General features: G+C 55.5%; 15 protein-coding genes. 10 read left to right on the top strand and 5 right to left on the bottom strand.

The features are described 5' to 3' along the window. Positions 1-27: 27 nt before the first annotated feature. Entirely contained in the window at positions 28-936 is a 909-nt protein-coding gene (locus tag AUQ42_RS13675; protein ID WP_068519627.1) for a LysR substrate-binding domain-containing protein, read from the bottom strand. Positions 937-1,005: 69 nt separating this feature from the next. On the opposite strand from AUQ42_RS13675, the gene AUQ42_RS13670 reads away from it, so the two are divergent. Next, the gene (locus AUQ42_RS13670; RefSeq protein ID WP_231856769.1) at positions 1,006-1,992 is read left to right on the top strand and encodes a DMT family transporter; all 987 of its coding nucleotides are present in this window, start codon (positions 1,006-1,008) and stop codon (positions 1,990-1,992) included. Positions 1,993-2,090: 98 nt separating this feature from the next. Here AUQ42_RS13670 and AUQ42_RS13665 read toward each other — a convergent pair whose 3' ends face one another. The 3 genes from AUQ42_RS13665 to AUQ42_RS13655 form a co-directional block, all read right to left on the bottom strand. Next, on the bottom strand, positions 2,091-2,798 hold the full coding sequence (locus tag AUQ42_RS13665; protein WP_068519625.1) for a hypothetical protein: 708 nt from the start codon (positions 2,796-2,798) through the stop codon (positions 2,091-2,093). A gap of 123 nt (positions 2,799-2,921) precedes the next feature. Further along, positions 2,922-3,599: a response regulator transcription factor gene (locus AUQ42_RS13660; protein ID WP_068519624.1), complete on the bottom strand. Its 678-nt coding sequence runs from the start codon at positions 3,597-3,599 to the stop codon at positions 2,922-2,924. Positions 3,600-3,762: 163 nt separating this feature from the next. After that, on the bottom strand, positions 3,763-4,080 hold the full coding sequence (locus AUQ42_RS13655) for a DUF1476 domain-containing protein (protein ID WP_068519623.1): 318 nt from the start codon (positions 4,078-4,080) through the stop codon (positions 3,763-3,765). Between the two features lie 156 nt (positions 4,081-4,236). Here AUQ42_RS13655 and AUQ42_RS13650 point away from each other — a divergent pair, with 156 nt between their 5' ends. From AUQ42_RS13650 to purL, 5 genes are all read left to right on the top strand, one after another. Further along, a complete protein-coding gene (locus AUQ42_RS13650) occupies positions 4,237-5,016 on the top strand; it encodes an NRDE family protein (protein ID WP_068519622.1) in 780 nt (259 codons plus the stop codon). Positions 5,017-5,238: 222 nt separating this feature from the next. Continuing rightward, positions 5,239-6,003, top strand: a complete 765-nt coding sequence (gene purC, locus AUQ42_RS13645; RefSeq protein ID WP_068519621.1) for a phosphoribosylaminoimidazolesuccinocarboxamide synthase — start codon at positions 5,239-5,241, stop codon at positions 6,001-6,003. A gap of 122 nt (positions 6,004-6,125) precedes the next feature. Beyond that, a complete protein-coding gene (gene purS / locus AUQ42_RS13640; RefSeq protein WP_008891731.1) occupies positions 6,126-6,365 on the top strand; it encodes a phosphoribosylformylglycinamidine synthase subunit PurS in 240 nt (79 codons plus the stop codon). An 81-nt stretch (positions 6,366-6,446) separates the two neighbouring features. Then, positions 6,447-7,136, top strand: coding sequence for a phosphoribosylformylglycinamidine synthase subunit PurQ (gene purQ / locus AUQ42_RS13635; protein ID WP_068519620.1), 690 nt, complete (start codon positions 6,447-6,449; stop codon positions 7,134-7,136). Beyond that, the gene (purL, locus tag AUQ42_RS13630; RefSeq protein ID WP_369813530.1) at positions 7,130-9,343 is read left to right on the top strand and encodes a phosphoribosylformylglycinamidine synthase subunit PurL; all 2,214 of its coding nucleotides are present in this window, start codon (positions 7,130-7,132) and stop codon (positions 9,341-9,343) included. Before purQ ends, purL begins: the two co-directional genes overlap by 7 nt. Positions 9,344-9,420: 77 nt before the next feature. On the opposite strand, the gene AUQ42_RS13625 is transcribed toward purL, so the two are convergent. Next, positions 9,421-10,596 (bottom strand): Mrp/NBP35 family ATP-binding protein, encoded by a 1,176-nt coding sequence (locus tag AUQ42_RS13625; protein WP_068519618.1) that lies wholly within the window; start codon positions 10,594-10,596, stop codon positions 9,421-9,423. A 402-nt stretch (positions 10,597-10,998) separates the two neighbouring features. On the opposite strand from AUQ42_RS13625, the gene hflK reads away from it, so the two are divergent. From hflK to AUQ42_RS13605, 4 genes are all read left to right on the top strand, one after another. Continuing rightward, complete coding sequence (hflK, locus tag AUQ42_RS13620; protein ID WP_068519617.1) at positions 10,999-12,126, top strand: FtsH protease activity modulator HflK; 1,128 nt, start codon at positions 10,999-11,001, stop codon at positions 12,124-12,126. Continuing rightward, complete coding sequence (gene hflC / locus AUQ42_RS13615) at positions 12,126-12,998, top strand: protease modulator HflC (RefSeq protein WP_068519616.1); 873 nt, start codon at positions 12,126-12,128, stop codon at positions 12,996-12,998. Before hflK ends, hflC begins: the two co-directional genes overlap by 1 nt. Before the next feature lie 117 nt (positions 12,999-13,115). Beyond that, on the top strand, positions 13,116-13,307 hold the full coding sequence (locus tag AUQ42_RS13610) for a DUF2065 domain-containing protein (RefSeq protein WP_068519615.1): 192 nt from the start codon (positions 13,116-13,118) through the stop codon (positions 13,305-13,307). A 199-nt stretch (positions 13,308-13,506) separates the two neighbouring features. Further along, the gene (locus AUQ42_RS13605) at positions 13,507-15,000 is read left to right on the top strand and encodes a DegQ family serine endoprotease (RefSeq protein WP_068519614.1); all 1,494 of its coding nucleotides are present in this window, start codon (positions 13,507-13,509) and stop codon (positions 14,998-15,000) included. Positions 15,001-15,031: the final 31 nt, after the last annotated feature.

Here is a 15,031-nt window from a genome sequence, read left to right as displayed (position 1 = left end):
CCCGGTCACTGGCCGGGGCTTTTTTCGTTAGAGCCGCTGGCTTGAGACAAGATCGCGGGCTTCTTCAAGCAGCCAGTCGCGAAACAGCCTGACCTGACTGCGCAATTCCCGCTTTTTGGGATGCACCAGGTAATAGCCCAGCGGTACAGTCAGAACATGTTCGGGAAAAAGGTGAACAAGCTTGCCTTCGCTGACGTCTTCTTCGGCCAGAAGCGGATTGCTGATCACCACCCCCTGATTATGAATGGCGGCCTCGATTACCATGGCGGTCTGATCAATATCGATATGCTTCAGTGCCCGGGTCTGATCGGGATCAATTCCGGCAAAGGTCGCAAGCCAGTCTGCCCACCAGTGATGTTTGGTATCATTGATCAGGGTCGCGCGCACAAGATCCCCCGGCGTTTCAAGGCCGAGTTCATCACGATATGACGGCGCGCAATAAACAGCAGCCTGCCCGCGATACAGCAACACCGCCTCAAGACTGTCGTCATTGCCATCAAAGTAGCGAACCGCAATATCAAGGCCATCCTGATCGAAGTTCGGCTTTTCTTCGGTCGATCCGACATGAAGGGCCGTGGTCGGATGCATGATCAGGAACCGGGCCATTCGCGATGAAAACCACTTGGCGGCAAAGCTTGGCGGCATGGCGAAATGCACGGAATGATCCTGCCGTCGGCGCAATTGCGCACTGGCATCGGAAATCTGCTGCAAGGCCGGACCGATACGGGCGGCATAGGCCAACCCGTCTACGGTCGGGTAGACCTGTCGCACCGAACGAGTGAACAGTTCAACGCCAAGCCATTCTTCGAGTTTGCGGATCTGCTGTCCGACCGCACCGGGCGTGACATTAAGTTCATCCGCAGCCAGCGAAAAGCTTTGCAGACGTAATGCAGCCTCGAAAGCCGGAAGCGTTTTCAGGGGCGGATATGGCGACATAATGCATTTTTTCTATATCATAATCCAGATAGCATGATTTGTAAGATACACGGTAAATAAGTAATTGTCGTGGAAACTTCGCAATTCGAGTTTTCCGACATGAAGAAGAATGCCTATATCGTTTTCGGATTTCTCGCCCTTGTCTGGGGGCTGACCTATCTGTTTAACAAAACCGCCAGCCACTATGTCAGCCCGATGCATATTGTGATGGTTCGGGTGACCATGGGCTTTGTGCCGTTATTCCTGATTGCGTTGTTGCGCCGAAAACTTGCCTGGCGGCACCTGCGACATACCCATCATTTCGTTGTGATGTCGCTTCTGGCAGCATCGGTTTATTATTACGCCTTTGCCAAGGGCATCGCGATCCTGCCATCAAGCATCGCCGGAATCCTGGCCGGGGCAATTCCGTTCTTCACCTTTATCGCCGCCCTGCTGTTCCTGAAGGGAGAGCCGATCAATCTGCGTTCTGTCGGGGGATTGTTGCTTGGCTTTGCGGGGATTGCCGCCATTGCGCGCCCGTGGGAAGGCAGTGCCGGGGCAATTGATCCGGCCGGGGTCGGCTATATCGCATTCGGGTCTGCCTGTGTCGGGCTGTCCTTTGTTTATGCGCGCAAATTCATAAGCCCGCTTGGCATTTCCCCGATTGCGCTTTGCACCTATCAGCTTGGCCTGTCGTCGGCCACCCTGCTTGTAGTGGGTGATCTTGACGGGATTGATGCGATCTTTGTCAGTCCGCTGGCAACGGCCGGGCTGTTTATCGGGCTTGGCCTGTTTGGCACCGGCATTGCCTATATGTGCTATTACTATGTTGTCGAAAAACTCGGCGCGATCAAAGCAGCCAGCTCGACCTATATCCCGCCTGTCATCGGTCTTGCGACCGGGACCCTGATCCTTGGTGAAACGGTTACCGCGACCGATCTGGTTGCCACTTCGGTAATTCTGGTCGGGGTCATCATCATGCAATCGGGCAGAACGCCCGCCCCCATCGCGTCCACCACCCCTGCGATACCCCCATCACCAGATGTCCGGGCCCACAACCGGCCCGAACCAGCCTGAGAGCTCCCTGTTCTCAGAAACTGCGCCCGCGTGTCCCCGGGGGCGCTTTTTTTTTGCGGCCATGTGATGCTTGCCCCAAAAAAACGGGCAGACAACAGCTATGCCGCAAGCTTCATTGCCGCATCGACAAAGGCTGAAATCAGCGGATGGGACTCGCCGCGCAATCCGGATCGTTCGGGCTGGAACGCTGTTCCGATAAAGAATGGATGATCAACGATTTCGACAGCACGCGGGTCCCCGTCCCGATCCCAGGCCGAAACGCGCATCGAACGGCCTTCAAGCAACCCGACATGGTCACGGTTAAAACCATAACTGCAACGATAGGTTTCCGTGATCCGGTCTTGGCCATAACGGGACTGGATCAGGCTGTCTTTGAGCAGATCAATTCCGCCGTCCTGATCAATCAATGCACAGACCAGCGGGGCAATAATCGGAAGTTCGGCGTCGGGATCGATTTCGGCATTTGCGGCATTCCCGAAACCAAGCTCGTTACGGACATATTCAAGAACCGCATGTTGATAACCGCCACATGTACCAAGAAACGGCACCTTGTTCCGGCGGGCATACCCGATGGCGGCAAGGGCACCGTCAAAGCTTTGATACGGGCTTGCAGGCACACACCAGATACCCTGATAACGGCCAAGCTGTGATGCAATATTTTCCGGATCAATCGATGCGGTCGCAATCCAGTCATGGTGAACCGATATGCCCGCGCGATTGCCCGCGATTTCAAGCGCCTTCGGGATCGCCTGATGGGCAGTGACATCGGGATTGAAATCGCCGATCAATGCAATTTTGACAGTCATGAATTTTTCCTCGTTTCAGGTGACATTACGAGGGAACGCAAACCGGTTTTCGCAACAAAAAACGGCCCGTGAAATCACGAGCCGGGATTTGCGCCACAAACTGAGCTGCCTTTGACGAAGATACTACAAACTTCCAGTGCGCGCCATATCTTCGAGCGCCATTTTCACCGCCTGTGCCCGGTTGGACACATTGAGTTTGCGATAGATGTTTTTGAGATGGTATTTGACCGTGATCTCGCGCAGGTCGAGATGACGGGCAATATCCTTGTTCGGGCGCCCTTCGGACAGCAGTGCCAGGACTTCGCGTTCACGCGGTGTCAAACGGCCAAAGTCGCCATCACTTCCGAAACCGCCGGCCAGACGACCATCCCCGTCGCCACCACCGATCGTGCCGTCGCTCAGATCATTCAGAATCGACGATGGCAGGTATTTTTCCCCGGCCAGAACAAGCTGAACCGCATTTGCCAGGGCCTGCCCGCGCAGGGTTTTGGGAATGAAACCATGTGCCCCGGCCTCGATGGCGTTGCGCACATCTTCACTGCGATAGGCACCCGACAGCAGAACCACAAAGGTCGATGGCGCGACTTTTTCAAGTGCACGTTTCAACCCTTCCAGACCGTTCATGCCGGGCATACGCAGGTCAAGCAACACAAGATCGAATGAATTGTTTTCGTCAATCAAATCCAGCGCCGGTTCCAAAGCACCGGCCTCAGCGACTTCGCAATCGTCGAAATACTGCTGAAACAGAAGTGATATCGCCTCACGAACCAGATCGTGATCGTCCGCCAAAAGGATACGCAAAGCCTTTGCCCTTCTTCTACCTGATTAGCACCCTTACGCCCCTGGTGCATGATATCACACCAAAAGGTTGCACCCACTCGTCTTTTATTACAAGACGCAGGATACGAGACCGCCTAGTGGTTTGCAAACTAGAAGTTTTTGGCAAAGGCCCGCATCCTGACCGTCAGGTCAGGACTTCTGCGCGCGCAACCGGACGTAGTTCTTCGAGTTTGGCATTGAGTTCAGAGGCCGTGATATCGACATTTTTGCGCCCGAAGTCCGCCAGAAGCATTGCAACAACGCCATTGTCACGCGGGTTGGCAACCACTTCGCCCACGACCTTGACGGCATAATCCTGACTTTCCTGGGCGGACATGCCCATCTGTTCGCCGGCCCAGGCGATCAGCATTTTATAAAGATGTGTCTCGACACGAAAATCCTGTTCCAGATCAAAACTGTACTTTGCTTCGAAACCACGTTCACGATCATTAAAGCTGTTCATATCGAGCCCTCCTTGGATGTTGCACCGGCTTTCACACTGGGTGTGTTGCGCCCGTCCTCTGAATTAATATTTGAGAATAAGCGGGGTATTTTTCACCCCTTTGTTCGACACTTTTGAATTTGACAAATCATCTTTCATCGCGCTTTGATCTGGCTCATGTGCACAGTCATTATTTTACGCCGCCCCGACCATGACTGGCCGGTGATCATCGGCGCCAATCGCGACGAAATGAACAATCGCCCGTGGAAATCCCCGGCACGTCACTGGGATGATCGTCCCGATGTTGTGGCCGGGCTGGATGAAACGGCCGGTGGCACCTGGCTTGGTGTCAATGAAGATGGCGTTGTCGCGGCCGTTCTGAACCGGTTTGGCACCCTTGGCCCGGCCGAGGACAAACGATCCCGCGGGGAATTGCCGCTTGAGGCCCTTGATCATGCCGATGCCATTGATGCGGCACAGGCGCTGGCGGCCCTTGATGGCGATGCCTATCGCCCGTTCAACATGGTTATTGCCGATAACCGGGATGCCTATTGGCTGGCCAATCGCGGGACAGGAAAAATCGAAATTACCGACATTCCCGAAGGATTGTCGATTTTGACGGCCCATGACCTGAACGATACGGCAAACAGTGCGCGCACACGCCGCAATCTGCCACGGTTTCGTGCGGCCCCGGCACCGAACCCGGAAGCCGATGACTGGTTTGCCTGGCAGGCCTTACTGGCCGATACCGGTATCGAGGCCCCCGATCCCGATCATCATGACATCCGGTCCGATGCCATGCTGGTGCGCAGCAATATGGGATTTGAGACGGTTTGTTCGTCCCTGATCGGTTTGCCGGCGATTCCCACAAGCGAACATGAACTGCCACGTCGTCCGGTCTGGTTATTTGCCGACGGGCAGCCTGACACCACACCGTTCCATCCGGTAAACCTTTAGGCCCCTATCAGGCATAAAACCGAACTTTGCCAGATGTTTGCAGTGCAAAACAGACCGTCCCGGGATGGATGCCCGGACGGTTGCAAATTTTGATTATCAAGTTTGCGTAAATAGAGCTTAAGCGACAATTGAGTTTCTCGCCCAGCACTGCTATACGGGGGGCGCGAATTTCAGGGTGCCTGCGCAGTTGCCGTGCGGGCCTAGATGTGAAAGATCCCGCCAATGTCCAGAAAGCAGCCCATCTACGAGGGTAAAGCCAAGGTTCTTTACGAAGGTACTGAGCCCGGTACGATCATTCAGTATTTCAAGGATGACGCCACTGCGTTTAACGCTCAGAAGCGCGGCACGATTGCCGGCAAGGGCGTCCTGAACAACATGATCACCGAATTCGTCATGACCCGTCTGGCGGAAATCGGCATTCCGACCCATTTCATTCGCCGTCTGAACATGCGCGAACAGCTTTGCAAGAAATGCGAAATTGTTCCGATCGAAGTGGTGGTCCGCAACATCGTTGCCGGTTCCATGGCAAAGCGTCTTGGCCTTGAAGAAGGCGAACGTCTGCCCCGCCCGATCGTCGAGTTCTATTACAAGGACGACGCGCTTGGTGATCCGCTGGTTTCTGACGAGCATATCCTTGCTCTGGGCTGGGCAAGCCCCGAAGAGCTTGAGGAAATCGTTGGCATGACCCTGCGTGTGAATGATTACCTTTGTGGTTTGATGCGCGGCATCGGTCTGAAACTGGTCGATTTCAAACTTGAATTCGGTCGTGTTTGGGAAGGCGATTTTGCGCAGCTGGTGCTGGCTGATGAATTCAGCCCCGACAACTGCCGCCTGTGGGACGCCATCACCAACGAAAAGATGGACAAGGACCGCTTCCGTCGCGATCTCGGCGGCGTCGAAGAGGCCTATCAGGAAGTCGCGCGCCGTCTTGGTGTGCTCCCTGAGTCCGCCGAAATAGAGTCGCTGAACAAAGACGCGACCAAATAACACCCCAAGGCCGCGCTCGCGCGGCCTTTTCTTATGGCTGACCGGCGGCGAATGCCGGACAGCGTTCTGTTTGCAAACAAAGTCGCGCGAGCCCCGCGCCTGCGAACTTAAAGGAGCTTCTCGTGAAAGCACGTGTTCATGTCACCCTGAAGAACGGTGTTCTTGACCCGCAGGGCAAAGCCGTTCACCACGCCCTTCAGGGTCTGGGTTTTGATGGCGTCAATGACGTCCGCCAGGGCAAATTCATCGAACTCGAACTGGATGGCACCGATGCCGCCAAGGCCGAAGCCGAGGTCAAGGAAATGTGCGAGAAGCTTCTCGCCAATACCGTGATCGAAGACTACAGCATCGAGCTGGCCTAACCGCCTGGACGGGGCTTTGCCGATGCGGGGCCTTTGTCTTTCGCGATCACGTAACGGACATTAATCGAGAGACGGTATTTCATGAAATCCGCTGTCATCCTCTTCCCCGGTATCAACCGGGAGAATGACGCCATTGCAGCACTTGAGCAGGCCACCGGCACCAAACCGATCGTAGTCTGGCATGGCGAAACCGAACTGCCAAAGACCGACATCATCATGGTTCCGGGTGGTTTTTCCTATGGCGACTATCTGCGTTGCGGCGCCATGGCTGCCAAATCCCCGATCATGCGCGCTGTTGCTGATCGCGCCAAAGCCGGTGTGACCATTCTTGGTGTTTGTAACGGTTTCCAGATCCTGACAGAAGCAGGCCTGCTGCCCGGTGCGCTGATGCGCAATGCCAGCCTGAAATTCATCTGCAAGAACACGCATCTGAAAATCGAAAACGCCGATACCCGCTTTACCAACCAGTACAAGGCTGGCGAGGTTGTCGACTATCCGGTTGCCCATCATGACGGCAATTTCTTTGCCGATAGCGAAACGCTTGACCGCCTTGAAGGCGAAGGTCGCGTGATCCTGCGCTATTGCGATGCGGATGGTGTTGTCGATCCCAAGACCAACCTTAATGGTTCCCAGCGCAACATTGCCGGTATCATCAACGAGGCCGGCAACGTTCTTGGCATGATGCCGCATCCGGAAAATGCGATTGATCCGCTCCATGGTGGCACTGATGGCCGCAATCTGTTCAAAAGCTTGGTGGAGGCAGCATCGTGAGTGCACTTGATTTCAACACCCCGATCACGCCGGAACTGGTCAAGGAACACGGCCTGAACGAGGAAGAATACAAACTCGTTCTCGAAATCATGGGTCGCGAACCCAACATCAACGAACTTGGCATTTTCTCGGTCATGTGGTCGGAGCATTGCTCCTACAAGTCGTCGAAAAAATGGCTAAAAACCCTTCCGACCAAGGCTGACTGGGTCATTCAGGGTCCGGGTGAAAATGCCGGTGTGATTGACATCGGTGATGGTCAGGCTGCTGTCTTCAAGATGGAAAGCCACAACCACCCGTCCTTTATCGAACCCTATCAGGGTGCAGCAACCGGCGTTGGCGGCATCATGCGTGACGTCTTCACCATGGGCGCACGTCCGATTGCAAACCTTAATGCCCTTCGCTTTGGCGAGGCCGACCATCCGAAAACCCGCCATCTTCTGAGCGGCGTTGTCGAAGGGATCGGCGGTTATGGCAACTGCATGGGCGTTCCGACCATCGGTGGGGAAACCAACTTCCACGCATCCTATAACGGCAACATCCTGGTCAATGCCATGACCGTGGGTCTGGCCGATGCGGACAATATTTTCTATTCGGCGGCGGCCGGTATCGGCAACCCGGTTGTCTATGTCGGTTCGAAAACCGGTCGTGACGGCATCCATGGTGCGACCATGGCATCGGCCGAATTCGATGATGACAGCGAAGAAAAGCGTCCTACCGTTCAGGTCGGCGATCCGTTCACCGAGAAGCTTCTGCTTGAAGCCTGCCTTGAACTGATGGCAACCGACATGATCGTCGCCATTCAGGATATGGGTGCGGCCGGTCTGACCTCGTCCTCGTTCGAAATGGCGTCCAAGGGTGGCGTTGGTGTCGAACTGTGGCTTGATAAGGTTCCGATGCGCGAAGAAGGCATGACGCCCTATGAGCTGATGCTGTCAGAGTCGCAGGAACGCATGTTGATGGTTCTGAAACCCGGTTGCGAAGAAGCTGCCAAGGCGATCTTTGACAAATGGGAACTCGACTTTGCCGTCATCGGTGTTCTGACCGATACCAAACGCATGGTTCTGAAATGGCATGGTGACGTTGCCGGTGATCTTCCGATTGATCCGCTGGCCGAAGCATCGCCGGAATATGATCGTCCGTGGGAACCGACCCCGAAACAGGATCGCATTGATCCCGACAGCATTTCAGCAAAAGTCAGCCATATCGACGCGCTCAAGACCCTGATCGCATCGCCCGATCTGGCATCGCGTCGCTGGATCTGGGAACAGTATGACCATCTGGTCATGGGCAACACCATTGTTCGCCCGGGTGGCGATGCCGGTGTGGTGCGCGTTGACGGCACCAACAAGGGCATTGCAGCCACCACCGATTGCACCCCGCGCTATGTCATGGCCGATCCGGTCGAAGGCGGCAAACAGGCCGTTGCCGAAGCATATCGCAACCTGGTTGCGACCGGTGCCAAGCCGCTTGCCATCACGGACAATATGAACTTCGGCAACCCGGAACGCCCGCGCATCATGGGTCAGTTCGTTGGCGCATGCCAGGGTATTGGCGAAGCCTGTATCGCACTGGAATTCCCGGTCGTTTCGGGTAACGTGTCGCTTTACAACGAAACCAACGGCGTTGGCATCATGCCGACCCCGGCAATTGGTGGCGTTGGTGTGATTTCCGATCTGGGTCACCATGCAACGATTGGCATCAAGCGCGATGACAGTGCATTGATCATGATCGGTGCGGCCACCGGTGAACTTGGCCAGTCGCTGTATCTCAAGACCATCGAAGGTCGCGAAGAAGGTGCACCGCCGCCGGTTGATCTGAACGCTGAAAAGCGTGCCGGTACGCTGGTCCGTGAACTGATCGAACTTGGCCTGGTGCGGACCTGCCACGATATCGCCGATGGCGGTTTGCTGGTCACGGTTGCCGAGATGTGCCTTGCCGGCAATATCGGTGCTGAACTGCATCTTCCGGAAGTTGGCAGCGAAGTCGCATGGCTGTTTGGTGAAGACCAGGGCCGTTACGTGATCGCAACCCGCGACCCGGACAAAGTCCTGAATGCGGCAAGCAGCTCGAACGTTGCAGCAGTGATCATTGGTCAGGCAGGCGGCGATTCTGTCACCATCGATGGTGGCGACAAAGTAACGCTGGCCGAACTGCGCGAACTGAACGAAGGCTGGATGCCGTCCTTCATGGCCGAAGCCGTTCAGTAAGCAAACCCGATTTCAAAACAAACCCCCGTCAGAGCAATCTGGCGGGGTTTTGTATTTTCAGGCGTTTAAACAGCTGGTTACTTGAAGCTGATCTTGGGGAACAGGCCCTTTTTCTTGGGTGCCTCAGCCGGGCCGACGCGTTCTTCGATCGCGGTTGCAATCTTTTGGGCGATTGCGCCATAGGCCTTGGCATGTTCGCCATCGGCCTCGGTCTGGACAATCGGTTTGCCTTCATCCGCACCCAGACGGATTTTAAGATCCAGCGGGATTTCACCCAGGAACGGGACACCCAGTTCATTGGCAGCCTTGCGTGCGCCGCCATGATCGAAGACATGATCGACATGGCCGCATTCCGGGCATTTGTAATAGGACATGTTTTCGATCAGGCCGAAGACCGGCACATTGACCTTGCGGAACATGTTCAAGCCCTTTTTGGCGTCCAGAAGGGCAATGTCCTGCGGGGTTGAAACGATGACAGCACCGGTCACCGGCACACGCTGTGCCATGGAAAGCTGAATGTCACCGGTGCCCGGGGGCATGTCGACCACCAGCACATCAATATCGCCCCAGTCGGTATCGCGCAGAAGCTGTTCAAGCGCACCCATTGCCATCGGTCCACGCCAGATTACCGGTTGTTCTTCATCAACCATGAATCCGATCGACATGATCCGGATGCCAAAGGCCGATGGCGGGATCATTTTGCCCTGATGTTCGGATGACGGGGTCGGCTTGGCAGCACGAAGCCCCATCATGCGCGGCAGGCTGGGTCCATAAATATCGGCATCAAGCAGTCCGACCTTGAGCCCCTTGGCCACCAGCGACAGCGCCAGATTGACCGACGTGGTCGATTTGCCAACCCCGCCCTTGCCCGATGCGACGGTGACGATGCTGCGCACGGTTGGCAGTTCAAGCGGCTTCTGACCGGCCCCTTGCGGGCGCTGTCCGGGTTGGGCCGGGCGCGCAGCCGCTGGTTGTTGTGGCGCGGACTGACTTGCAGCCGCCGGTCGTTCCGCCGTCAAGGCGACACGGGCAGTTGTGACCCCGTTCACAGCAGCCACGGCCTTTTCGGCGGCCTGACGCAAATCTTCGAGTGCCGGACCACGCTTTGGATCGACCGCGATCATTACATTGACGACTTCATTATTGATATCAATGCCTTGCACCATATCCTTGGCTGTGATTGATTTGCCGTCGACCGGGTCGATGACGCTGTCGAGTGCGGCGACAATCTGTTCACGGTTGAGCGAAGTCATATTGCGGTCTCCAAATTTTGGCTTAAGTCCGTGATCACACAGAACTTGCAGGCGCGTAACATTGTTTTGCAAGGCAAGCTGTCATATAAGGCCTAAGGGCATGCTCCGTCCAACAAGATTTCGTGAGTTTGCTATGGTCTGCAATCGGTTGCACCACCAAATGGCATATGATCAACATGTTGCCGGACTGGTGGTAACGGACTGATCGCCCGAACTTTGACCGGTTTTACCGGCCATGATCGTGCGAAATGTCAATCGGGCCAAATCACGGCTGTCACGTGGTCTGGATCCACGCCAGAATGGCACACTGGATCTTGTTGGACGGAGCATGCGTTGGGGGTAACGTCCCCAAGCTCGGTAAACAAAGATAAACACCGAACGGCAAGAAGAGGAAAACACTCGATGCCTTGGAATTCACAAGGGGGCGGCGGCCCCTGGGGTGGCGGCGGAAATAACGGCGGCGGCCAGAATCCGTGGGGACAGCGTCCCCAGGGTGGCGGCGGCGGCGGAAATACGCCCCCTGATTTTGATGAAATGATTCGTAAAGGCCAGGAACGCCTGAAACGGCTGTTCCCCGGTGGTGGCGGTTACAAGGGCTTTGTCCTGATCGGTATCGCAGTCATCGGGTTGTGGCTTTTGACCGGCTTCTATCGTGTGCAGCCGGGCGAACAGGGTGTGACACTTCTGTTTGGCAAATGGGTCGGCACCACGGGCCCTGGTCTGAACTACTTCCTGCCCGCCCCGATCGGCGAAGTCATCAAGCCGAATGTCGAACGCACCAACCAGATCGAGGTTGGCTATCGCGGTGCAGGCACGGTGGCATCGAACGGTTCGCGTGACGTTCCGGAAGAAAGCCTGATGCTGACCGGTGATCAGAACATCATCGACATTGATTATGTTGTTCAGTGGCGCATCAGCGACGCGGGCGCATATCTGTTCAATGTTCGCGATCCGGAAAACACCATCAAGCTGGCATCCGAAAGTGCGATGCGTGAAGTGATCGGGAAAACCAATCTGGAAGAGGCCCTGACTGTTGGCCGTGTCCGGGTTGAGGAACAGACCCGTACCCTGCTTCAGAAAATCATGGACGGTTATGATTCCGGTATCTTCATTGCAGAAGTGAAGATGCAGAAAGTGGATCCGCCGCGTGATGTTATCGATGCGTTCAACGACGTGCAGCGTGCCCGTCAGGACCGTGACCGTTCCCAGAACGAGGCACTGGCCTATCGCAATGACATCATCCCGCGTGCAAAGGGTGAAGCTGAACGTCAGGTTCTTCAGGCGCGTGCCTACAAGGACCGCGTGACCAAGGAAGCAGAAGGTGAAGCGGAACGCTTTACCTCGGTCTATAATTCCTATCTGACCGCGCAGGACGTGACCACACGTCGCCTGTATCTTGAAACCATGCAGGACATCCTGAACAAATCCGAAAAGATCATTCTTGATCAGAAAGGCGATGGAAACGGCGTTGTCCCGTATCTGCCGCTGCCGGAAGTTCAGAAACGTGCGAATGCAGGAGGCAACAACTAATGGCAAGTCCTAAACTTATTGCCGCTGGCGTCGTCCTTGTAATTGCCGCTGTGGTTGGTTCGATGTGTGTCTTTACGGTTCGTCAGGACCAGCAGGCACTTGTTCTTCAGTTCGGTAATCCGGTTCATGCGGTTTCCGAGCCGGGCCTGCATTTCAAACTGCCGATCCAGAACGTCGAATATTACGAGCGTCGTATTCTTGAACTCGATCCGCCGGTACAGCAGGTTCTTCTGTCGGACCAGAAGCGTGTCAATGTTGACAGCTTTGCCCGCTGGAGAATTATCGATCCCCTGACCTTCCGTCAGCGTGCTACCAACTCTGCCAACTTTGTGCAGCTGTTTGGTCAGCGTCTGAACTCGGTCATCCGTGGTGAACTTGCGCAGGCCCCGCTTGTTGCAATGCTGTCGGACAACCGTGCACAGATCATGGAAAAGATCCAGGCGACCCTGGTTGATCCGGCCAAGGAATTCGGTGTCGAACTGATTGATGTTCGTATCGGTCGTACCGACCTTCCGCAGGAAACCTCGCAGGCGGTATATAACCGTATGCGTTCTTCGCGTATCGCCGAAGCCGCACAGCTTCGCGCAGAGGGTGAAGAGCTCAAGGCGAAAATCCAGGCAGAAGCCGATCGTGAACGTATTGGCATCATCGCCGAAGCCAACCGCCAGGCAGAAGTCCTGCGGGGTGAAGGTGATGCACAGCGGAACGTTATTTTGGGTAAAGCTTACGGCCAGGATGCGAAATTCTTCGAATTCTACCGTTCGCTGGAAGCCTACAAAACGGCGCTTTCGAATGGCTCGACCATGGTGCTTTCACCAGACAGCGAGTTTTTCCAATACTTTAATCAGTCGGCTCCAAGCACAAGCCGCTAGACAAAACACTAGGGCGACCTGATACTGGCATCAGGTCGCCCTTTTTGTTTTCATAATCAAGTCCTGCTGGCGCATTGCGTAAGGCAGGCTTTAAAAACCGCCGGAACGTCCACGCCCATGAAGGAACTTGCTACTGCCATACTTCTGGCCATCGCGCTGGAGGGCATGTTTTATTCGCTGTTTCCCGGCGGCGCGAAAAGGGTGCTGGAACTGGTTCAGGAAATCCCTGAGTCACAATTGCGCATCGGTGGACTGATTGCAGCGGTCGTTGCCATTGGCGCAATCTGGGCGGTACGTGTTTGGCTCTAGGCCCCGAAAACCGCCAGATATGACAGGAACGTCACGACTTTGTGCCGAGAATTCCTTGATTTTTCCAAGAGCCGCCCAAATTCTGCCAAAGTCGGGGTTAATTTGGTTACTTAAGCGACGGGTAAAATAAACGCCCCATCGCGCGCTGCAAAACAGAATTACAAATACCGTGAACGCGGCAACGAACAGGATCAGACACATGCTAAAAGCATTTTACAACCCGGTGCGGTCGAAGGTTAGCGCTGCACTGGTGATTGTTCTCCTTGGCGTGACCAGTGTTTCGCATATCGCGAATGCCCGCCCCGCTCCTGAGAGTTTCGCAGACTTGGCCGAAAAGCTTCTGCCGAGTGTCGTGAATATATCTACCAGCCAGATGGTCGCTGAACGCCAGGGACCGGATTTCCAGTTCCCTCCCGGTTCGCCGTTCGAAGACCTTTTCCGTGACTTCATGGATCGCAATGGCCAGGGCGGCCAAGGTGGTCAGGCCCCGCAAAAGCGCCGCGCAACGGCACTTGGTTCGGGCTTTATCATCTCGGCTGACGGTTACATTGTGACCAACAATCACGTTATTGATGGTGCCGATGAAATCAGCGTCCGTCTTCATGATGGTGAAACCCTTGATGCCGAACTGATCGGTCGCGATCCGAAAACCGACGTCGCCCTTTTGAAAGTCGAACCGAAGGATGACCTGCCATTTGTAAAATGGGGGGACTCGGACGCGTCGCGTATCGGTGACTGGGCAATGGCGATCGGGAACCCGTTCGGTCTTGGCGGCACGGTAACGGCCGGCATCATCTCCGCCCGTAACCGCGACATCAACCAGGGTCCGTATGATGACTTCATCCAGACCGATGCATCGATCAACCGCGGGAACTCTGGCGGGCCGTTGTTCAACCTTGATGGCGACGTGATCGGTATTAACAGCGCAATCTATTCCCCGTCCGGTGGTTCGGTTGGCATCGGCTTTGCCATTCCGTCGGCCATTGCACAGGGTGTTGTTGATCAGCTTAAGGAATATGGCCGTACCCGTCGTGGCTGGCTTGGTGTTCACATCCAGACCGTGACCGACGATATTGCGGACTCGGTTGGCCTTGATAGCGCAACCGGCGCAATGGTTGCCGGCGTTTCTGACGACAGCCCGGCCAAGAAAGCCGGCATCAAACAGGGTGACGTCATCCTGAAATTTGATGGCAAGGATGTCGAGTCCATGCGTCGCCTGCCGCGTATCGTTGCCGAAACCAAAATCGGCAAGGATGTCGACGTTGTGATCTGGCGCGATGGCAAGAAACAGACCGTTCAGGTCGAGCTTGGCGAACTTGAAGAAGAAGTGATTGCCGCAAGCGCAAGCCCGTCCGAAGGCGATGAAGCCCCGGCAATCGCCGAAGCCAGCATTGCCGAACTGGGCATCAAGGTTGCCAATGTCGATGACGCGCTTCGTCAGCGTTACAACCTTGCCGAAGGTACAGAAGGCGTGATTGTCACCGATGTTTCGGGTGACAGCTATGCCGCCGAAAAAGGCGTTCGTCCCGGTGATATCATCATCGAGGCATCGCACAGCTCGGTCACAACCGTCGAAGACGTCACCAAGGCTGTCAAAGCCGCGGTCGATGATGACAAACGCACCATCCTGATGTTGATCGAAACATCGGCCGGCCCGCGTTACTTCGGTCTCACACTTTCGGTTGCTGAATAAGCATCCCTAACACGATGATACGAAAAAAGGG

The organism is Thalassospira sp. MCCC 1A02491 (genome assembly GCF_001613785.1).
In the GTDB taxonomy this organism is placed as follows: domain Bacteria; phylum Pseudomonadota; class Alphaproteobacteria; order Rhodospirillales; family Thalassospiraceae; genus Thalassospira; species Thalassospira povalilytica.
The sequence above is the reverse complement of the archived record's forward strand: the minus strand, read 5'-3'. Positions and strand labels throughout refer to the sequence as shown.